We start from the raw sequence: 20,698 nt of genomic DNA, 5'->3' as shown, positions 1-20,698 counted from the left end.
TAACTTTATTCAAAATTTATAAGAATGCAGAACAAACCTATTACTTTTCAGTTTATTTCGGAGCCATCAGATGTGAATTATGGTGGAAATGTGCATGGAGGAAGCGTTATGAAATGGATTGATCAGGCAGGCTATGCGTGTGCCACCACCTGGAGTGGAAATTATTCTGTGACAGTCTATGTTGGAGGGATCCGCTTTTATGAACCTATTAAAATCGGCGAAGTGGTAAAAGTGGATGCTCAGGTCATCTATACGGGATCTTCCAGTATGCATATTTCCATCAATGTTTTTTCCCGGAACCTGAAACAGCCTACTTTTGATAAAAAAACCCACTGCATCATCGTTTTTGTAGCTGTAGACGAAAATGGCAAAAAGCTTCCTGTCCCTAAATGGATTCCTGAAACGGAAGAAGACAAACAAAAAGAACAGTACGCTAAACGTCTGATGGAACTGAGAACACAGATAGAAGATGAAATGAAGCCTTTTTTATAGAAGTTTTTAGGATAAAGGTTATGAGAGGTACAGTTTACGAAAATGATTCGTACTTGATAAAATAAACTCCAGAGGTAATATATAAGTCAAAAATACACTTTACACATCATATTATTGTACAATATATTAGAATTATCTAATTTAGTATCAATCTATTACAACTATAATATGAAAAACAGCCTAACAATTATCTGCATCCTATTAACCATTCTTTTTCAGGCTCAGATGCACAGATTTATTTATGAACTTCAGTATAAAATGGATTCTACTGAGTCAGGCTATGAAAAGCTGAATATGATTCTGGATATTACCCCGAAAGAAGTTAAATTCTACGGGAGAGGTCTTGCTACTACGGATTCACTGAATAAAAAATTCGGAATGAATTCAAGTTATACTGATATGACCGGCCAAGTAGTGAAAAGAAAAATCAATTCTTTTGACAACGAAAACTTCATCAATATAAAAAACGGATACTATTCATTTAAAACTACAGATAAAATCAATTGGACAATCACTGATGAAACCAAAAAGGTAGAAAGTTACACCCTGCAAAAAGCGACAACAAAATTTGGAGGAAGAAACTGGACGGCATGGTTCTGTAAAGATATTCCATTTAATGAAGGGCCATTTAAGCTACGCGGATTACCAGGTTTGATCTTTGAAGTATCAGATGCAGGGAAAAACTTCATCTATCATCTTGTAAAAAGCAGGGAGCTTCCGGAACTCTACTCTACTGAAGACTTTCTGGAGTCCAATTTTGGAAATAAAGCAATTCCGATCAATGAAAAGCAAAAACATAAGCTGATCATGGAATTTTATAATGATCCTTTTGCTTTTGAACGGAATAATTTCAACAAAGCCAATAACAATCTGAAAATTAATATCAACGGAAAAGAGATTCACAATGTGGATGAACTGAATACCCAGACCAAAAGTATGCAGGAAGTCATCAGGAAATACAACAATCCGATTGAGATCGATAAAGCTATGCATTATCCAAAGTAATAAATATGAGTATCAGCTATACTGGCACGAATAATCAAGATATTCTTTATTGGTTTTAATACTGCGATAAACATGTTACATCTTACTCTGATTTTTGCCGGAGTTTTTGTTTTTAAAGACATGTTATCTTTTTAAGTTTGGGCTAAAGCCTGCTCCTATTGATACTGATATCCGTATGGATAATTGTTGTTTAGCAATAAGTACTTTTTACTTTTTACTTTTTACTTTAATCCCTATATTTGCAATACCAAAGGAAATGGTGTTCTTCCTTCCCCAACCGCTTTACAAAAGCTGATGACGCCTGATTGAGAGATTATTAATGAATAACTAATCAGGATTATGATGTCAAAAAATCAACGAACACTTGGTAAAAAAGCAATTTTTCACACTCAGGTTTTCTTCAGAAAATTTCCGGCGCTGCCTTATATTTTTAAATGGTTACTTATCAGTATTATCATTGGAGCAATGGCAGGAAGTGCATCTGCAGGATTTCTACAATCATTGGAATGGGCTACGAATTTCAGGGAAAGTCATATATGGCTGATTGCCTTACTTCCGGTTGCCGGTTTTCTGATCGGACTTTTATATTATTATTTCGGGAAGGATGTGGAAGCAGGAAATAATCTTCTGATCGACAACATCCATGATCCAAAGGAGATAATCCCGTTCAAAATGGCCCCTTTTGTTTACCTTGGAACCATTGTTACTCATCTTTTCGGAGGGTCAGCCGGCCGTGAAGGAACAGCACTTCAGATGGCTGGAGCTATGGCAGATCAGCTGAGCAAGCCTTTTAAACTTGATAAAAGTGAGAGGAAAATATTAATTATCTCTGCCATTGCTGCTGGATTCGGTTCTGTTTTCGGAACACCTTTGGCAGGTGCTGTCTTCGGACTTGAAGTTTTTTTGATGGGAAGAATACGGTATAATGCCATATTCCCGGCCTTTGCTTCAGCTATTCTTGCAGATTGGGTCACCAACCTCTGGAGTGTAAAACACACTCACTATCACATCGATTTCATTCCCAAACTGGAGTTTTTACCAATCCTGTACAGTATTTTAGCAGGAATTGCTTTTGGAGTTTGTGCAGCTGCTTTCAGTAAAATTATTCATTGGGCAGGTTCTGTCTTTAAATCAAAAATTAAATATCCGCCACTTCGTCCAGTTATCGGAGGAGCTGTTATCGCTTTAGCCGTTCTGCTCATGGGCACTACACGATATATTGGTCTGGGGGTTCCCGTAATTGTAGAGTCATTTGAGAAACAACTCCCAATTTATGATTTTGCTCTAAAAATGATTTTTACCATTATTACCCTCTCCGCAGGATTCAAAGGGGGTGAAGTAACTCCATTATTTTTTATTGGAGCTACGCTGGGCAGTGCATTATCTCTGTTTATTCCGTTGCCTTTCGGTTTATTGGCGGGAATGGGATTTGTTGCCGTTTTTGCCGGGGCTACCAATACACCATTGGCCTGTATGCTGATGGGAATTGAATTATTCGGTGTAGAGTGTGGAGTGTATGTTGCCATCGCCTGTGTTGTTTCTTATCTTCTTTCAGGACATAACAGCATTTATACTAAACAAAAGATCGGAGAAGCAAAAAACAGGAGGTATGAGAACCAGCAGGACAGATCTATTTCCGATTTCTTATAAGCGATTTGATTTTCCACCTTTGATAAAATTGGATATTACTCAAATATTTTGGGTAATAATTTAGCTTCCTGCAGATTTCACAGATACTTGTATTTTAATATAATCTGCAAAAAAAGAATCATTATCTTGTTGAAAATTTTTAATTTTCCTGTGTCCGAAAATATAAATAATCTTGAGGATAAATTGCTACGGTTTTCCACTTATCCAGTAACTTGAACCATTTTTCCGCTTTTAAACCCTCATCACTATAATACATTCAACCTAAAACCCTTTCATCCCCGAACACTCCTGTCCAAAATATAACTATAATCCGTACTTTTGCGCTATGTTCGATTACAGGTTAAAAGTTTTCCATACCGTAGCTTCCAGGCTGAGTTTTACTAAAGCTTCTGAGGAGCTTCACATTTCACAGCCCGCAGTTACCAAGCACATCAAAGAAATTGAAGTTCAGCTGAGCACTAAATTATTTGACAGAAAAGGGACCTCCATACAGCTGACACAAAGTGGTAAAATCCTATATGAATATGCTGAAAAAATCAGAAATATCTACCGTGATCTGGAGTTTGAAATCAGCCAGATCAACCAGCAACACAAAGGAAAACTTATTATCGGAGCAAGTACAACGGTTGCTCAGTATATTTTACCTGAGATCCTTGCCAAGTTTAATGCTTATTATAAAGACATTAAAATAGAACTTCTTACAGGGAATACAGAAGCTATTTCTACTCTTTTAAAGGAAGAAAAAATTGATCTGGGTATCATTGAGGGTGAATCACAATCTTCTTATTTTGATTATAAGACTTTTAAACCTGATGAAATTGTTCTCGCAGCCAAATCTGACCACCTTTTGGCTCATAAAACTTTACAGGTAAAAGACCTGTACCAACTCAACCTTATTTTCCGTGAACAGGGTTCCGGAACGCTTGAATTTATACAGAACCGGCTAAAGGAGAAAGAAATTAACCTCAGTGAATTGAATACCGTCATCCAACTGGGAAGCAGTGAGAGTATCAAAAATTACCTTCTTCATTCAGATTGTATGGCTTTCCTTTCTATCAGCACTATTCTGAATGAACTGAAAAACAATATCCTTACTGTCATTGACATTAAAAACTTCAGCATTGAAAGAGATTTTCATTTTATTCTTCCAAAAGGAGAACAATCTGAATTGATAGAGCTTTTTTTGAGGTTTGCAGAGTAATTTTCTTACCCTATTCAGGACAGCAAGTTCTGTTATCTTTAGTATTTTGAATAAAACCGCATTGATTTTTTAGGTTTTGGCTAAAGCCAATGGAATTTCTTTATTTTATTTATTTAGATGGACGGGCTAAAGCCTGCCCCTATTGATGTTGATATCCGTGTGGATATATAGGTGAATTGTTGTTTAACGACAAGATCTTTTATCTTTTATCTTTTATCTTTTATCTTTTATCTTTTATCTTTTATAACTTATAGTTATCCAATATAACAAAATACGATTTACTTTATAATAACATATTGCCGAATTTTGAACCAGATTTTAAAAGTTCGCACTATGAAAGATTTCATTCAAAATGAAAGAACACGAAAAGTAATTTTTATTGGATTGGCAATGTTATGCCTTACTCCATTCATTTCTTCTCCCATTGCCCTGGCATTAGGTTTTGGTCTGGCTGTTTTTATGGGAAATCCATTTGAAAAACATTTACATCAATATATTCATCTGTTATTACAGATCTCTATTGTCGGATTAGGTTTCGGATTAAAACTGGACGAAGCCTTTCATGCCGGAAAAACGGGATTAATGCTAACGGTTGTAAGCATCATCACTGTAATGGTTCTTGGATATTTTTTAGGAAAAGTATTTAAACTTGAAAGACCTCTCTCCTACCTTCTATCTGCAGGAACTGCAATTTGTGGAGGAAGTGCCATCGCTGCAATTTCACCCATTATTAAGCCCGGTACAAAGCAGATATCATTGGCACTTGCTATTATTTTTACGTTAAATTCCATTGCTTTATTTGTGTATCCTGCCATGGGACATCTCCTTAATCTCTCTCAGGAACAGTTTGGATTATGGTGTGCAGTCGGAATCCATGATACAAGTTCTGTGGTAGGTGCTGCCAGTAAATATGGTAATGAAGCTTTAAAAATTGCAACTACAGTTAAATTAGCCCGCGCTTTATGGATCATTCCTGTTTCTCTGATTACCATGTTTATTTTTAAAAGTAAAGATTCAAAAATAAAAATTCCGTGGTTCATCGGATATTTCATCCTGGCTATTCTGCTGAATACTTATTTTCCTGTTATGGATCAATTCAGTGGTGCAATTACTTCTTTTGCCAAATCAGGACTGAATCTTACTTTGTTTTTTATCGGTTCTACCCTTTCCATCCAGACTTTAAAGACAATAGGTTTTAAGCCATTACTTACAGCTGTACTGCTTTGGGTGACCATCAGTATCGGAAGCCTACTCTACATTATTCACTAAAAGCAGCAGCACCCTTCTGAAATCAGGAGGGTGCTGCCTATTAAATGTGGAAATGTTTATTGATAACAGTTTCTTAAACTTCTCCGCAAGTATAAACCTGCAGACAGCCCATATATATAGAGCAATAATCAGGACCTGTTACAGCACCTGAGCAACTGCAGCCGCAAAGAGATAAATCCGGCTTACCGCTTACTCCTCCTGTAATGCTTTTAAGATCATGTTTTTTTAGCTTTTTAGCGTTTTTAGTAATATTCATGTGATTTAGTTTTTGATTAAACAATATAGTTTTAGTTCACTCCCAAAGTTAAACAAATATTAATTACATGCAACTTTTTTTAATATATTTTTAAATAAAATACTGATTACAAACAAATTAATACATTAAAAAACATAAAATACCTCCTTTATTTATTAAACAAGTTAAATATAGTTGTAAAATAAAGCTTCCGGGATACGCTTAAATAGCAGTAAAAATGAATGAGAGTAAACCTGATATAAAAACATAATGATCTAAGAAATATAGGCTTCCTTAGTTATTCTTAAGTTTTAATTAAAAAAACCTTTTGATTTCTCAAAAGGTTTTTAATATGTAATAATGTTTCATTTAACAGGTTATTACCTGCAGACATCTTTTGTATTTTATACAATATGACGGGCCCGTCACTGCACCTGTACAGCTACAGTCACATTTCGAAAGATCGGGAGTGATTTCACCACCAATACCTCCTGCAATATCTTTAAGAGTATCTCTTTCCAGCTTTTTAGCATTTTTTAAAATGTTTTGTGACATGATGATTTGGTTTTAATTAAACATATATTTTGTTAGTTCATTTTTAAAATTAAATAAATAAAAATTATTCATCACATAAAAAAATGTTAATTAACTCAATTTCATATATTTAAAAACAGATAAAATATCATCTATTTTATTATTCTGTGAACTCAAGATCTCTGTCGTGAGTTTCGGAAATCGTGAGTGAAGAATAAAATGCCAAACCAAATACCACTACCCCTACGATGGCTGCACTTTCCAATACTGAGAAACTTTCTTTAAAGAAATCAAAAGCCAGGATCATTACCGGCACTAATCCTCTGACCATATTTGGAACCGTGGTGGTTGCTGTATTTCTGATATTGGTTCCAAACTGCTCTGCTGCCAGCGTCACAAACATTGCCCAATAGCCTGTACCAAAGCCCAGCCATACACAGAACAGATAATATTTCGTCTCGGTATTGGTATTTCCGAACAGCATAATTCCCACCCCGACTAACGTGAAAAGAAGCATGTAGAATATGGCCATTTTACGCGACTTCAAAGCATGGGAAATAAAACCGCTCATCAGATCACCAACAGAAATACCTACATACGCCCACATAATTGCTTTTCCCGGGCTAAGATCCTTAATTCCGAATTCTGGGGCAAATTGGTTAGCTAAAACAGCCAGAATCCCTATACAATACCAGGTAGGCAATCCTATAGCAATACATTTTAAGTATCTTACCAACCTTTCTTTATTGGTGAAAAAGGACAGAAAATTACCTTTAGAAACACTTTTATGTTCAATATTTTTATAGATTCCGGATTCCGAAACACTTATTCTCAGCAGCAACAGCAGTATGCCCATGATTCCGCCAATGATGTAGGAAATATTCCATCCGCCGGCTAATTCTACTGTTAATTGTGCGACTACGGCTCCCATTAATCCAAAACCGGCTACTACAGAGGTACCAATTGCCCTTAAATTCTTCGGCAGGCTTTCAGAAACCAGTGTAATTCCCGCTCCAAGCTCTCCGGCCAAGCCAATCCCTGCTATAAACCTTAAACCCGCATATTGATACACTAAGTGGTCTTTTGGAAAATAAGGTAAAAAGCCACAGGCAATATTGGCCAAAGAATAGACCAGAATTGATCCAAAAAGTACAGAAAGCCTTCCTTTCTTATCTCCGAAAATTCCCCAGAATACACCTCCAATAAGCAGCCCCACCATCTGGCAGTTCAGGATAAAGGTTCCATCAGCGTCCGGATTAAGCCCTAAAGCTTTTAAACTGGGAATTCTTACAATTCCAAACAGGAGAAGGTCATAGATATCTACGAAATAGCCAAGCGCCGAAATAATAACGGGAATAGAGAAAATGTACTTCAGTTTTGAAGACAGAGATAATTCTTGCATTGTTAAGTTTTGATAAAAATAAAAAACCTTTCAATTTCTTGAAAGGTTTTTATAAAATATCTTGATCCGTTTATTATCTTGCAATATTCACGGCTCTTGTTTCTCTGATTACGGTTACTTTTACCTGTCCAGGGTAAGTAAGTTCGTTCTGAATCTTTTCTGAGATATCGTAAGACAGCTGAGAAGCTACTTCGTCGTTTACTTTTCCGCTCTCTACCATTACTCTAAGCTCTCTACCTGCCTGAATTGCATAAGCGCTTGATACTCCATCAAAGCTTAATGCTGCAGATTCAAGATCCTTCAGTCTCTGGATATAAGACTCCAATACCTGTCTTCTTGCTCCCGGTCTTGCTCCTGAGATAGCATCGGCAACCTGAATGATCGGAGATAATAGAGACTTCATTTCAATTTCGTCGTGGTGAGCTCCAATAGCATTTACCACTTCTGGGTTTTCACCGTATTTCTCAGCCCACTGCATTCCTAATAATGCGTGTGGTAATTCTGATTCCTGCTCAGGAACTTTACCGATATCGTGTAAAAGACCTGCTCTCTTGGCTAATTTAACGTTCAATCCTAATTCAGCAGCCATTGTTGCAGCAATGTTCGCAACTTCTCTTGAGTGCTGTAATAAGTTTTGCCCGTAAGAAGAACGGTATTTCATTCTACCTACGATCTTGATCAATTCAGGGTGTAATCCGTGGATTCCTAAATCAATGATTGTTCTCTTACCAACTTCAATGATTTCCTCTTCGATTTGTTTTCTTGTTTTTTCCACCACTTCTTCGATTCTTGCCGGGTGAATTCTACCATCAGTAACCAATCTGTGAAGGGATAGTCTTGCGATCTCTCTTCTTACCGGATCGAAACATGAAAGAAGGATTGCCTCAGGCGTATCATCCACGATGATTTCAACTCCTGTTACGGCTTCTAAAGCACGGATGTTTCTACCTTCTCTACCGATGATTCTACCTTTCACTTCATCAGATTCAATGTTGAATACTGATACTGAGTTTTCGATAGCCTGCTCTGTTCCGATTCTCTGAATGGTCTGAATAACAATTTTTCTAGCTTCATTCTTAGCATTCATCTGAGCTTCCTCCATGATACCCTGAACATGTGCCTGTGCTCTTGTTTTCGCTTCAGCTTTCATTGTTTCTACCAATTCAGCTTTAGCTTCATCAGCGGTATAGTTAGAGATCTTTTCAAGGATTTCCACTTTCTTGGTAGTTGCTATATCTAACTCCTGCTGTTTTCTGTCTAAAATCTCGTTCTTCTTAGCGTAATCTGCAATCTGTCTGTCAAGATCTTTTTCAAGTTTTCCAGTCTTGCTAAGTTCGTCGTTCAGCTTGTGCTCTTTGTCCTTCGTTCTTTTTTCAGTTTCCTGCATTTTCTTTTCGCGGGACTGAATGTCTGCATCATGCTGTGACTTCAGCTCAAGGAATTTTTCCTTAGCCTGCAGATTCTTTTCTTTCTTTATGGATTCAGCTTGTACGTTAGCTTTTTCTATAAGGTTTTCGGCGTTTTTCTTGGCATCATCTATAATAAATTTTGCCTTAGTATTCAGAGAGCTTTTTGAGAAGAGTATTCCCACCACTGCACCAATTACTAAACAAACAACACCGACTATAACTTCTATCATAATGTATATTGAGTTTTAATTGTATTCATATCCTTTAAATAAAAAAAGCCCACAATAATCCAGGGATTGAGAGTAAACTCCTAATCAACACGATTTGAACTGATTTCCACTGTCTGTAATCCGGAAGACCGGCACGCCATTCAGAGGACATTTGTTCGGTAATTGTTTAGCGTTGAGTTTACCTTTAATGTGTTAGAATTATTGTAGGCAGCTTGTTCAGGAAAAAAAATCTATTTCCCGATTTCATTCAACGATTGATTAATCTGTTCTAATCTCTCGTTGGTTGAATTAATATTTTTTTCGTAGTTAAGAGAAACTACTTCTGCATTGGTTCCCAGTTTCAGGGCACACATTGCCAAAGCATCCTGTTTATCTCTTACATCGAAGTTCTGTTCAAAATCTTTAATCATATTCTCGATCTGCTTCCCTACTTTACGCAAAGTTTCTTCCTCTGCTGCCGGTACGTTCAGCGGATATACTCTTCCTGCAATATTGACGGTTATTCTCCTTACCTCCATTATAATCCACTGTTTTGAAGCTGAGCAATACAGAAATCAATTTCTTTCACCAATCTGTTGATATGATTTTTCATTAACCTATTGTGTTCAGGATTCCCTGATATTGCTGAATAAAGTTTTATATTTTTTTGTTCTTCTGCTAATACCTGATTTCTTCTTCTTTCCTCATCATATCTTATCTTCAGCTCGTCATGCTCACTACTTAATTCCGATAACTTTTCAGTAAGATTTCTGTAATTCTTTTGCAGAGCCAAAATTTTTCTCTCTAATTCTGAAAAATTGTTTTCTAAATCTTGAAGCATTTCAGGTTTGTATATTCTAACTAGAAGCAAAAATAAAAAAATATTAACACTAACAAAAATAAAAAGTCCTATATTTTGGTATCTCAACAAAAAAGGAGATGCAAAAGCATCTCCTGAGTATTTTTAAAATGATAATTTCTTATTCAAATTTCAGTACAAACATCACAGCTCTTGTCTGTAATGTAGAAACGGCAGAAGCCCAGTAAGGAGGTGTAGTAGCGTTATCAGCTACTTTTTCATTGTTCATAAAGAAGGTTCCTCTGATGGCAGGTGTCAGCTTAAATTTATTGAAATAAAACTGAATTCCCATTTCTGCAGACCATGCAAAATTATGTGTTGTAGTTCTAAAGATCTGCTGCATATTGTCATCTGTGGAACTGGAGTTCGACTGTAGATTCACCACATAGTTTACCCCTGCAGCAACATAAGGTCTTGAATTATACCATCTTCGCCCATGAAGTTCCAAAAGTACCGGAATATCAACCAATGTAGATTTAATATCTCTTATTTTATCTTTTTCCTGTAAAGGGATCGGTGTAAAAATAGGATTGGTGGTAGATCCACCTGAAAATCTATCATTGACTTGTGTATTAAAAGTCAACTGTCTTTGTGCAAACTGTAACCCCGGCTCTATCCTTACGTCAAGATAATCATTCAGCCTCCATTTTGCGATAAGCCCGGCACCGAAGCTGTAGCTTTCTTTAGTGCTGGTCACAAGATTCTGATTACCATCCATCCCATAAGTGGAATTTAATACGATGCGGTAGTCCAGTTTGTTCCCGTTCAAATAAAAACCCCAACTGAATTTCTGCTCGTCGAAATCTTCCAACTTATCCATTCTGTTTCGGGTTCTAAATTGCGCGTTTGCAAAAACGGCAACATTTACTGAGGTTAAAACCAGTGCTTTTAATAGAAATTTATTCATAGGTTACTTTGTTGCTTTATAAATTGTGGCTATACCTAAACTTAATTTTTTATATTCAACTTTCTTAAATCCCGTATCTAAAAGAATTTGCTTCATCTTCTCCCCGAAAGGAAAAGCATTTACAGAATCCGGAAGGTATGTATACGCCCTATTATCTTTGGAAACCAGCCTACCTATTGCAGGTAATATATTTTTGAAATAAAACATATAAAATGGTCCCATCAAACCCTCAACCTTTAAAAACTCCAGTATATAAACACTCTTGTTATCTTTAACTACTCTTCTTAACTCTGCCAAACCTTTGGGAAGGTTCTCAAAATTCCTTACTCCAAATGCAACGGAAACAGCATCAAATCTATTGTCCTCGAAAGGTAAATTTTCTGCATCTCCTTTTTGCATGGAAATTTTGCCGTCTAATTTAAGTTTTTTTATTTTAATAACGCCAACATTGAGCATTTGTTGTGATAAATCTAAACCAACTACTTTTGAACCGGTTCCTTTTTCAATGGTAATTGCCAGATCTCCCGTTCCTGTAGCCACATCCAGCACTTCCTGCGGGTTATCATTTTTCATCCATTTTACCAGTTTATTTCTCCATAAAATGTCAATTTTCATGGATAAAACACGGTTCAGAAGGTCATATTTCGGCGCAATATTGTCGAACATATCCTCTACCTGGCTCTTCTTAGTAGCCTCCGAATTGTAGGGAGTAACTTTAGTGATATCTTTTGTCAAAACTTAAAACTTGTAATATTCTTTATAATAATTTAGGTAATCCTGCTTTCTGAAAACCTTTGATCTTGATTCCACTTGCTGGACATTCTTGATCACTTTGTCATAATCTTCATCTACATTGTAGTAAAAATCTTCTGTGTAAAGCTTATTGAAACGCTTTGCTCCTCCGTAGTAATCCTTTCCGTCAATAACGGTTTTGTCAAGAGCCGTTAATAACGAATCTTTTTTAAGGTTATACCCGTAGTACTGGTCATTCACGTAGTAATCCTGATGAGCAATGTTGAGCAGACCACGAAGTTTGTTTACTTCAAATGCTGAATCATAAAGCATTTTTTTATTCTGATCGAAAACCTGAATAGAGTTTTTTCCCTTATTCAAATCCACATGCACATACTGCCCCGCTGATATAACTCCTTCAGAACCATTATTGATTTTAAAGTAATACGTGTTCGGGGTAGGATTATCTACCACATAATAATTCTTCTTGGCTAAAAAAAGGAAGTAGATCCCAAAGGCAACGATAAACGCCACACCTGCAATAAGTAAGCCTTTTAAGGATGGGTTGTTTTTCATAGATTGTAAAGTACAATTTTTGCAAATTTAATAATATTTTTAATTCTCTGTTATTAATATTAATTATTAACTTTGCATCTTTAAAAAATCATATAAACGAATGCCGAATACGATCATTATTGGCTCTGGATCTTACATCCCGAACAGAGTTATTGGTAGAGATTACTTCATGAATTCCGAGTTCTACACTGAAGACGGAGTAAAGATTGAAAAGCCTGTTGAAGAAACCATTGCGAAGTTTGTAGAAATTACAGAAATCGAAAACAGGAGATTCATTGAGGATGATCTTTCCAACTCACAGATCGGTTATAAAGCCGCAAAAATTGCCCTTGAGGATGCAAAAGTAGACGGCGAAGAGCTGGATTACATTATTTACGCTAGTAATTTCGGGGAAGTTACTGAGAACGGCTACGCAGACTTCATGCCAACAATGGCAGCAAGAGTGAAGAATAAACTGGGGATTAAAAACAGAAAATGTGTAACCTATGACATGATTTTCGGTTGCCCGGGATGGGTAGAGGGTATGATTTTAGCGGACAACCTGATTAAAGCTAAAGCAGCCAAAACTATTCTTATTATTGGGGCTGAAACATTAAGCCGTGTAACTGATCCTTATGACAGAAACCGAATGATTTTTGCTGACGGAGCAGGTGCAGTAGTTGTAAAAGCAACAGATGAAGAAAATGTAGGGATTATTGCTCACAATACAATTTGCGATAATGGTCCTGAATTAAACTATCTTGAAAACCAACCTTCAATCAACAAAGAGGTAGATCAAAAACGTTTATATGTAAGAATGTTAGGTAGAAAAATCTATGAATACGCTCTTAAAAATGTACCTGTAGCGATCAAAGACACTATTACAGATGCAGGTCTTTCTATTGAAGATATCGACAAAATCCTTATCCACCAGGCTAATGCTAAAATGGACTATGCAATGATCGAAAGACTTCACAGACTTTATGATGTGAAAGAATATGATCACGCAATCTCTCCTATGACGATTCAAAACCTTGGAAACACTTCTGTTGCAACCATTCCTACAATGTATGATTTAATAATTAAAGGAAAAATGGAAGGTCATTCGTTTAAAGAGAATGGTAACATTGTCATGACTTCGGTAGGTGCCGGAATGAACATCAATGCTATTGTTTACAGATTTCCTTAAAAATAATTTTAATTAAAATATATAAAAAGCACAAAGGAAGTCTTCTTTTGTGCTTTTTTTGAATCAGAATATGCAAAAAAATTTTTTAATCATCGCCGGAATCTTCCTGTTCCTGGAAGTGTATATTTATCAGGCTATCAGAACTCTTACTGATAATTCATGGATAAGAATCGGATATTGGGTACTATCTTTAGCTGTATATGGGATTTTTGCTTATGAGGTCACTCATTATCAAAGATCAGACAGAAGTACTGCAAGAGCCCAAATTATGATTTCATTATTTTTGATTTTTATTCTTCCCAAAATTTTTGTAGTTTTATTTTTATTGATTGATGACATTATCAGATTCGGGGGCTATCTGATAGGATTCGCAAAACCTTCTGAAAACTTCTTTCCGGAAAGACGTAAATTTTTGAGTCTTGTAGGATTGGGAATGAGCGGTGTACTTTCAGCCCTGTTCATAGACGGAATTACATTCGGGAAATACCGTCACAAAGTAAGAAGAGTGAAAGTAAAATTCCCTAATCTCCCAAAAAGTTTCAAGGGATATAAAATCATTCAGATCTCTGATGTACACAGTGGAAGTTTTCCTGACCCAAGCAAATTGCAACATGCTGTTGATCTTATCAATGAACAAAAGCCTGACCTCGTTTTATTTACCGGAGATATGGTAAATAATGTAGCCGATGAATTCAAACCCTTCATTCCTTTATTTTCACAAATTAAGGCTAAAGACGGCAAGTTTGCTGTATTAGGAAACCACGATTATGCTGATTACGTAACATGGCCTTCTTCTGATGCTAAAAAGAAAAACCTTGACACCCTGATCGATTATGAAAAACAGGCTGGCTTTGATATGTTAAGAAACGAACATAGAGTGATTGAGAAAAACGGAGAAAAAATCTACATCCTTGGGGTTGAAAACTGGGGACTGAAACCTTTCCCTCAGTTTGGAAAAATTGATGATGCCTTAAAAGGGGTTCCTGAATCCGCAACAAAGATCTTAATGAGCCATGACCCTAGCCATTTTGATTATGTGGTAAAAAAACACCCTAAAGACATTCATCTGACCCTTTCAGGGCACACTCACGGGATGCAGTTTGGACTGGATCTTAAAAATGTAAAATGGTCACCTGTTCAGTATCGCTATCCGAAATGGGCAGACCTTTATGAAAGTGAAGGAAAGTTACTGTATGTAAACCGAGGATTCGGAGTATTGGGATACCCGGGAAGAGTTGGCGTTTTACCGGAAATTACTCTTTTCGAATTGAGCTAAAGGAATATAAGATACGGATACATTCTCATTTCCAACAAAAATAACAGCATTTGGTTTAAAGGTACTTTTGAGCAAACAGTTCAATAAGTGACTTTGAATCAAGTGCTTTTTCATCTAAAACAGTTAAAACTTCGCGGACTTTCGGATATTCATCTACAAATTCAAGTCCTTTTACCTCTTTCAGTCCGAATTCTTCCATTATTGCCCTGAACCATCCTTCATCAACTCCCCAGTATTTAACATATTTGCTTTCATCCACAAATACCTCAATAAGAGTTTTTTCATCATTATAAATCAATCCATAATTGATAAAAGCATCTTCGGCTAATTCATACTGATATTGGGTAATAAAATCCAGCGTTCCTTCTTTGTCCTGATAATTCCCATAGTTTAAGTCAAAATCTACATGTCCAAACAGAAAAGCAACTTCATCAGGAAGGGTTTCTGACAATGCTAACATCAAGGCCCAAAGCTTCGGATTATCTATATTAATCTCTGCATAAAACCTGAACCCCAAAGCATTATTATCAGGATTATTATCTTTAAGAGTCAAAGTATACCCTTCAACGATATTTGCATTCTTGCTCTCCTCCCATCTTTTAAAGACAGGCAGGTTGTTCCCTGGAAGTTCATTCTCATTAAGAAAACGGATGGTTTTGGGTAATTGCAACACAGGTTTTATCATCATTCGAAATGTTAAAATATATAATCTTTCATACGGGAAGTAGCCATTTCTCTTTCATTAATAAAGGAAAGAAAAGCTTCCAGTTTGTCCTCCATTTTTTTGCCCGAAAATAAACTTCTGTAAAACGGAATATCAAAACGATGTTTATTGAAATCTGTAAACTGCCAGATATTAAGATAAATCAGAACAAATTCTTCATTCTGCAATGTTTCCAACACCATATTCTGATAATACTTCATCGGCAGAATCTGGAATACAAAATCATTGTAAGGCAGCTGACTGTATGGTGAGATACTTTCCGGCACAATACTCAATCCGTCCTCTTCTGTAATTTCAGTATCTCTTTTCAGACGTTTGAATGGAAAAAGGATATTTGCATTGTCGATATTGGAGACATAATTGAACTCCAAAAGCTTCAGACTTTCCTGTGAAATTTTTACATCTTTCTGACGAATTCCCCTGATCTGTTTTTCCAGAAGGTCCTGAATGTTCTTCTTGGCATTTTCAATTTCCTCAAGACTTGAGCTTTTATTATAAAAAGCAATTTCATGCCCTTGGGATGAAATTGCTTTTATAAGATTCTGCAGTTTTTCAGCGAGAGAAATCTCCACAAAAAAGCTGGCTTTCGTATCATGAATATCTAAAATTCTAAGAATTGCCTTCGTATTCTCTGCCGTGATTTTCAACCTTACTTCATCAGTAATATGAGCTCCGTTTTTTGCAGCAGCCTCAATATTTGCGATGTTAAAAGTTAATAATATCATTTAAATTAAATTTTAGATAAAATACATAATATATTATTAATCAGAAGTTAAAATAACAGTCAATTAAAGTATTACTTTATATTATTAATTCTTAGCTAATTTTACTTTAAGATTCTTGATCATGTCTTTCGTCATTTCAGAAATTCCGAAATCGTAAGTCAGTCCCCAGTCTTTTTTCGCTACAGAATCATCAATGGAAGCTGGCCATGAATCTGCAATTGCCTGTCTGAAATCCGGGTTATACTCAATGCTGAAATCCGGGATTTCTTTCTTGATTTCTTCAGCCAATTCTTTCGGAGTAAATGACATTCCTCCCAGATTATAAGATGAACGAACCGTTACACTTTCTTTCGGAGCATCCATTAATTTTAAGGTAGCATTGATTGCGTCATCCATATACAACATTGGCATTCCTGTATCCTCGGAAATGAAGCTTGTATATTTTCCGTCTTCAATTGCTTTGTAGAAAATTTCAACAGCATAATCAGTAGTTCCACCACCTGCCGGAGTTTTCCAAGAGATCAATCCAGGGTATCGGATACTTCTTACGTCTACTCCATGTTTATCGAAATAATATTCACACCATTTCTCCCCTGCCATTTTTGAGATTCCGTACACGGTTGTTGGATTCAGTACTACGTCCTGTCCTACATCATGCTTTGGAATTCCTTTTCCAAACACCGCGATAGAACTCGGCCAGAAGATCTTTTTAAGAAGTCCTTCTTTAGCCATTTCACAAAAATGAAGAAGGGGCTCTAGATTTAGTTTCCAGGCGAAAATAGGCTGCTTTTCCGATGTCCCGGATAAAAGCGATGCTAAGTGATACACTGTAGTAATGTCATAATCTTTAACGATCTGCCTTACTAATTGAGTATTGGTAACATCCATTCTCTCATAGTGCGCCGCAGAGGTAATCCCCTCCTGCCATCTGTCCAGACCTGAAGCGACAACATTTTCCGCTCCGTGAATTTCAACAAGTCTATTGGTAAGCTCGGTGCCGATTTGTCCCAAAGCACCCGTAATCAGTATTCTTTCCGTATAGGATTCCATTTTCAGATTTTTTTTAGAATTGTACAAAAGTAAAAAAAACATGTCAACCATAATAATAAAGGTGTATTTAAAAATACACCTTTGGTTTTGTATAGGAAATTATTATAAAGATTGAGCTTAAATGAGAGTATTTGAAATCAAATAACAACACTCCCAATCAATTATAAACCACTATCAATCAATACCATTAATTTACTTACCTTAAAAACTCAGATTCAATCTTACAAAAAGAAATCTTCCATTCATTCCAAACTGAGAAACATTTCTGGAATATATAAACTGATCCTGATTTGAGAGATCTATACTGCTAATAGGTTTCCCCGAAGCATCCACAGATGGCGTATTTAGAGATTTTGGTCCATAATTTTTATCAGGATAAATATCCAACAAGTTATTCGCCCCGATAGTTACCCGAAGTTCTTTTGTAAATTTATACCCAACAGAAAGGTCCGTAATTATTTTAGCCGCCCATACCGGGTGCTCAGTAGGCACTACTTGCCCATTAATAATACTACTGTCTACCACTCCATCACCATTTACATCCGTTGTATTAGGATCAGTAACCTTACCAAAATACACATTCCTTAGAAGAATACTAAAATTATTAAATTCCAAAGAATTGTTAAGCGAGGCTTTAAACCTTGGCACTGCCTCCTCAAGATAAACACGGCTGGTCTCAGAATAATAACGGTTGACCTGCCCGGCATTAATCAAAATATCTGAACCATGGATATCTCCCACTCTATTAGTTTTAGATACCGTTACTGCTAAATCAGTGTTCAGAGATACTTTTTCAGAAGCTTTAAACCTGTGAGAAATCACCCCCTCGACACCTTTCGTTTGAGTATCAATAGCATTGGCAAAGAATGTTGCTGCATTAGCATTCGCCCGGTCAAAACCTTGCTGAAGATTATTTTCAGGACTCCCAGCTGGAAAAGTTCCTGCAGGCCTAGAAAATTGATCCGTTAACACCACTCTATTTTTTATTTTAATATAATATCCATCTACTGTAAATGTCAGATTAGCCTGTGGAATTTTCGCTGTAAAACCTACTGAAAAACTCTTCGACTCTTCTTGTTTCAGTTGTGGAATTCCTAAAGTCTGCGCCACATTAGAATCATTAGAAAAGGTTCCTACCTCAAAAGCTGTCCCTCCAACAAATTGAGTTGCTGTTGCATTAAAGTAAATCTGCTGCAAGGAAGGCGCCCTGAATCCGGTAGAATGAGCAGCCCTGATATTGATATTATGGGTAAGCTTATATCTGGTAGCTACTTTATAATTAAATGTAGAACCAAAATCTGAATAATTCTCATATCTCAACGCTGCACTCAGCAACCAACGATCCGTAACATCTAATTCAGTATCAAGATAAGCTGCTACAGAGCTTCTCCCTTTTTTCAATGCATTCTCTGGTCTGAAACCGGGAAATACCTGAGCCCCTCCTGGTCTTGTTGCCCCCATAAAATCCGTTGGTTTTAACGAAGCTAGAGTTCCCGGAGTCTGTATATTTCTATTAATATCATAAAGAGCCCATGAAGCCTCTTCTCCACTTTCAATTTTATACCGTTCCAATCTTACCTCTCCACCAAAAGCTACATTAAATCCTTTCAGCCAGTCAAACTTAGTATCAAAATCTGCATTAATGGTATTCTGTAAAAAACCCAAACCTCCCGCTCTGAATTCGCTTTTTTTTGAGCCTAACATCGAAGTATTGGCCGTATTTTTTATCGTATAATCGAAAGTATTTTGTCCGAAGGTATTGCTAATATCATAGCTTACTTTCCCAACTTTTCCCTTAAAACCGGCCGCTAAAGAAAGATCAATCACATCAGAAGCAATTTCCGGCAGAAAACCGTTTGGATAAAGTGAAGTAGGTGTCCGGCTCTGATTGGGCCTTCTGTAAAATCCTGCCGCATTTCCCTGTCTGTAAGAAAGACCTCCAAAAGCGTATCCGCGAACGGAGGGAGAAATATCAAATTCAGAATTCACAAAAAACTGCCCTGATCCTAACTTAGACTGTCCTACACGCATATTAAAATCATTTCTTTCAAGTCCTCTGTAAGCTAATTCATTACCTGTGACATCCGCTTTTAAAATCGATTGTAATTCAGGAATCGTTCCGGCATTCTGTATGCTGGTTAACATTGCAGGGCTAAAATAATTTACATAGGGAGCATATTGATGAATGTAATTAATGATCTGCTGGGTGTTGGAAGTATTCCCAATATTTCCAAATAAAGAATTGATATCAACACCGTTTTCAAGAGCTCGTTGCTCAATTGCATTATAAGCATTAAAAATATCTCCCGTAGCTGTTCCCGCTCTTCCTGTTGCTCCTCTGTTCAGAAAACTTGCCGTAAAATTCAAAAATCCTGTTGTGCCCAATTTTGCACCATAATTCAAATCTAACTGATATTTTCCTCCATCCCAACCACCACGGTGATCATTTGCTCCTTTTGAATTGAACCCACCAGCGGTAATTGCTGCTGTAAGATTATTTGTATTTTTCTTCATGATGACATTAATTACTCCTGCTATGGCATCAGATCCGTATTGTGCAGAAGCACCGTCTCTCAGTACCTCAAGTCTTTCAATAGCAAAAGCAGGAATTGCATTAAGGTCTGTTCCAACCGAACCTCTTCCCGGCGAACCATTGATATTGACGAGTGATGAAGTATGCCTTCTTTTTCCGTTCAGCAATACAAGCACCTGATCCGGCCCCAATCCTCTCAACTGAGCAGGATCTACATGATCTGTTCCATCTGCTACAGTTGTAGAATTGGAAGTAAAAGAGGGAGCTGCATAATTTAAGATCTGATTAAGATCCATTTGTGGGCTAAGAACAGATTGTGACCCAATATTGATAACATCAACGGGAACCGGTGTATCTGTAGCTACTCTGCTTTTATTTCTGGAACCCACAGTAATCTTTACTTCATCTACAGTTTTCACTTTTATGGTATCACCCGTCTGGGCATATACATTAGCTGAAACAAAGAATAGCACCCCTAAAGAAGTAATTTTTTGGTATTTTTTTCTCATTTTGTATTTTTAAATATATCAAATAATGCCATAAAAATATAAATATTATGAATTAAATCAGAATATTAATTAACAATAAATTAATAAAAAGCAATATTTGATAAATTAAAATTAATTTAACTTAAATTTTAATACAAATAATTTGAAATTTAAAAAAAAATACACTTTACTGCATTTATAAGTGTACAGCAAAACTCGTCATGAATATATCTTACTATTTTAAACAGAAGAAA

At 36.3% G+C, this 20,698-nt stretch carries 20 protein-coding genes and 1 riboswitch; of the genes, 7 read left to right on the top strand and 13 right to left on the bottom strand.

Features of this window, described 5'->3' with window-relative positions:
* Positions 1-24 precede the first annotated feature (24 nt).
* From DRF65_RS12435 to DRF65_RS12415, 5 genes are all read left to right on the top strand, one after another.
* On the top strand, positions 25-492 hold the full coding sequence (locus DRF65_RS12435; protein ID WP_115971082.1) for an acyl-CoA thioesterase: 468 nt from the start codon (positions 25-27) through the stop codon (positions 490-492).
* Between the two features lie 168 nt (positions 493-660).
* Positions 661-1,497 carry a GLPGLI family protein gene (locus DRF65_RS12430; protein WP_115971081.1) on the top strand — a complete coding sequence of 279 codons (837 nt, stop codon included), beginning with the start codon at positions 661-663 and terminating at the stop codon, positions 1,495-1,497.
* Between the two features lie 243 nt (positions 1,498-1,740).
* A riboswitch (Fluoride riboswitch) is annotated at positions 1,741-1,808 on the top strand.
* A gap of 31 nt (positions 1,809-1,839) precedes the next feature.
* Positions 1,840-3,147 (top strand): voltage-gated chloride channel family protein, encoded by a 1,308-nt coding sequence (locus DRF65_RS12425; protein WP_185148464.1) that lies wholly within the window; start codon positions 1,840-1,842, stop codon positions 3,145-3,147.
* Between the two features lie 325 nt (positions 3,148-3,472).
* A complete protein-coding gene (locus DRF65_RS12420) occupies positions 3,473-4,348 on the top strand; it encodes a LysR substrate-binding domain-containing protein (RefSeq protein WP_115971080.1) in 876 nt (291 codons plus the stop codon).
* 333 nt (positions 4,349-4,681) lie between these two features.
* Complete coding sequence (locus tag DRF65_RS12415; protein WP_115971079.1) at positions 4,682-5,617, top strand: YeiH family protein; 936 nt, start codon at positions 4,682-4,684, stop codon at positions 5,615-5,617.
* A 73-nt stretch (positions 5,618-5,690) separates the two neighbouring features.
* Here the strand turns inward: DRF65_RS12415 and DRF65_RS12410 are convergent, their stop codons facing one another.
* The 9 genes from DRF65_RS12410 to DRF65_RS12370 form a co-directional block, all read right to left on the bottom strand.
* The gene (locus DRF65_RS12410) at positions 5,691-5,873 is read right to left on the bottom strand and encodes a hypothetical protein (RefSeq protein ID WP_115971078.1); all 183 of its coding nucleotides are present in this window, start codon (positions 5,871-5,873) and stop codon (positions 5,691-5,693) included.
* Positions 5,874-6,221: 348 nt separating this feature from the next.
* Complete coding sequence (locus DRF65_RS12405) at positions 6,222-6,407, bottom strand: hypothetical protein (protein ID WP_115971077.1); 186 nt, start codon at positions 6,405-6,407, stop codon at positions 6,222-6,224.
* 139 nt (positions 6,408-6,546) lie between these two features.
* Complete coding sequence (locus tag DRF65_RS12400) at positions 6,547-7,788, bottom strand: MFS transporter (RefSeq protein ID WP_115971076.1); 1,242 nt, start codon at positions 7,786-7,788, stop codon at positions 6,547-6,549.
* A 73-nt stretch (positions 7,789-7,861) separates the two neighbouring features.
* Complete coding sequence (gene rny / locus DRF65_RS12395) at positions 7,862-9,427, bottom strand: ribonuclease Y (protein ID WP_185018824.1); 1,566 nt, start codon at positions 9,425-9,427, stop codon at positions 7,862-7,864.
* 230 nt (positions 9,428-9,657) lie between these two features.
* Positions 9,658-9,945 carry a cell division protein ZapA gene (locus DRF65_RS12390; protein ID WP_089733225.1) on the bottom strand — a complete coding sequence of 96 codons (288 nt, stop codon included), beginning with the start codon at positions 9,943-9,945 and terminating at the stop codon, positions 9,658-9,660.
* Positions 9,945-10,247 (bottom strand): hypothetical protein, encoded by a 303-nt coding sequence (locus DRF65_RS12385; RefSeq protein ID WP_115971074.1) that lies wholly within the window; start codon positions 10,245-10,247, stop codon positions 9,945-9,947. Before DRF65_RS12385 ends, DRF65_RS12390 begins: the two co-directional genes overlap by 1 nt.
* A 139-nt stretch (positions 10,248-10,386) precedes the next feature.
* Complete coding sequence (gene porT / locus DRF65_RS12380) at positions 10,387-11,172, bottom strand: type IX secretion/gliding motility protein PorT/SprT (RefSeq protein WP_115971073.1); 786 nt, start codon at positions 11,170-11,172, stop codon at positions 10,387-10,389.
* A gap of 3 nt (positions 11,173-11,175) precedes the next feature.
* On the bottom strand, positions 11,176-11,907 hold the full coding sequence (gene ubiE, locus DRF65_RS12375) for a bifunctional demethylmenaquinone methyltransferase/2-methoxy-6-polyprenyl-1,4-benzoquinol methylase UbiE (RefSeq protein WP_115971072.1): 732 nt from the start codon (positions 11,905-11,907) through the stop codon (positions 11,176-11,178).
* 3 nt (positions 11,908-11,910) lie between these two features.
* A complete protein-coding gene (locus DRF65_RS12370) occupies positions 11,911-12,480 on the bottom strand; it encodes a hypothetical protein (RefSeq protein WP_115971071.1) in 570 nt (189 codons plus the stop codon).
* A 100-nt stretch (positions 12,481-12,580) separates the two neighbouring features.
* Here DRF65_RS12370 and DRF65_RS12365 point away from each other — a divergent pair, with 100 nt between their 5' ends.
* Together DRF65_RS12365 and DRF65_RS12360 are read left to right on the top strand one after the other, a co-directional pair.
* Positions 12,581-13,648 carry a 3-oxoacyl-ACP synthase III family protein gene (locus tag DRF65_RS12365; protein WP_115971070.1) on the top strand — a complete coding sequence of 356 codons (1,068 nt, stop codon included), beginning with the start codon at positions 12,581-12,583 and terminating at the stop codon, positions 13,646-13,648.
* A gap of 70 nt (positions 13,649-13,718) precedes the next feature.
* Positions 13,719-14,924: a metallophosphoesterase gene (locus DRF65_RS12360; protein ID WP_115971069.1), complete on the top strand. Its 1,206-nt coding sequence runs from the start codon at positions 13,719-13,721 to the stop codon at positions 14,922-14,924.
* 55 nt (positions 14,925-14,979) lie between these two features.
* Here DRF65_RS12360 and DRF65_RS12355 read toward each other — a convergent pair whose 3' ends face one another.
* The 4 genes from DRF65_RS12355 to DRF65_RS12340 all read right to left on the bottom strand — a co-directional run bounded on the left by DRF65_RS12355 (position 14,980) and on the right by DRF65_RS12340 (position 20,465).
* Positions 14,980-15,612, bottom strand: a complete 633-nt coding sequence (locus tag DRF65_RS12355) for a hypothetical protein (RefSeq protein WP_123947333.1) — start codon at positions 15,610-15,612, stop codon at positions 14,980-14,982.
* A gap of 8 nt (positions 15,613-15,620) precedes the next feature.
* The gene (locus DRF65_RS12350; RefSeq protein ID WP_115971067.1) at positions 15,621-16,373 is read right to left on the bottom strand and encodes a polysaccharide deacetylase family protein; all 753 of its coding nucleotides are present in this window, start codon (positions 16,371-16,373) and stop codon (positions 15,621-15,623) included.
* An 84-nt stretch (positions 16,374-16,457) separates the two neighbouring features.
* Complete coding sequence (locus DRF65_RS12345; RefSeq protein ID WP_115971133.1) at positions 16,458-17,423, bottom strand: NAD-dependent epimerase/dehydratase family protein; 966 nt, start codon at positions 17,421-17,423, stop codon at positions 16,458-16,460.
* Positions 17,424-17,624: 201 nt separating this feature from the next.
* Positions 17,625-20,465 (bottom strand): TonB-dependent receptor plug domain-containing protein, encoded by a 2,841-nt coding sequence (locus tag DRF65_RS12340; RefSeq protein WP_115971066.1) that lies wholly within the window; start codon positions 20,463-20,465, stop codon positions 17,625-17,627.
* Positions 20,466-20,698 lie beyond the last annotated feature (233 nt).

It is taken from the genome of Chryseobacterium pennae (assembly GCF_003385515.1).
Taxonomy (GTDB): Bacteria; Bacteroidota; Bacteroidia; order Flavobacteriales; family Weeksellaceae; genus Chryseobacterium; species Chryseobacterium pennae.
The sequence above is the reverse complement of the archived record's forward strand: the minus strand, read 5'-3'. Positions and strand labels throughout refer to the sequence as shown.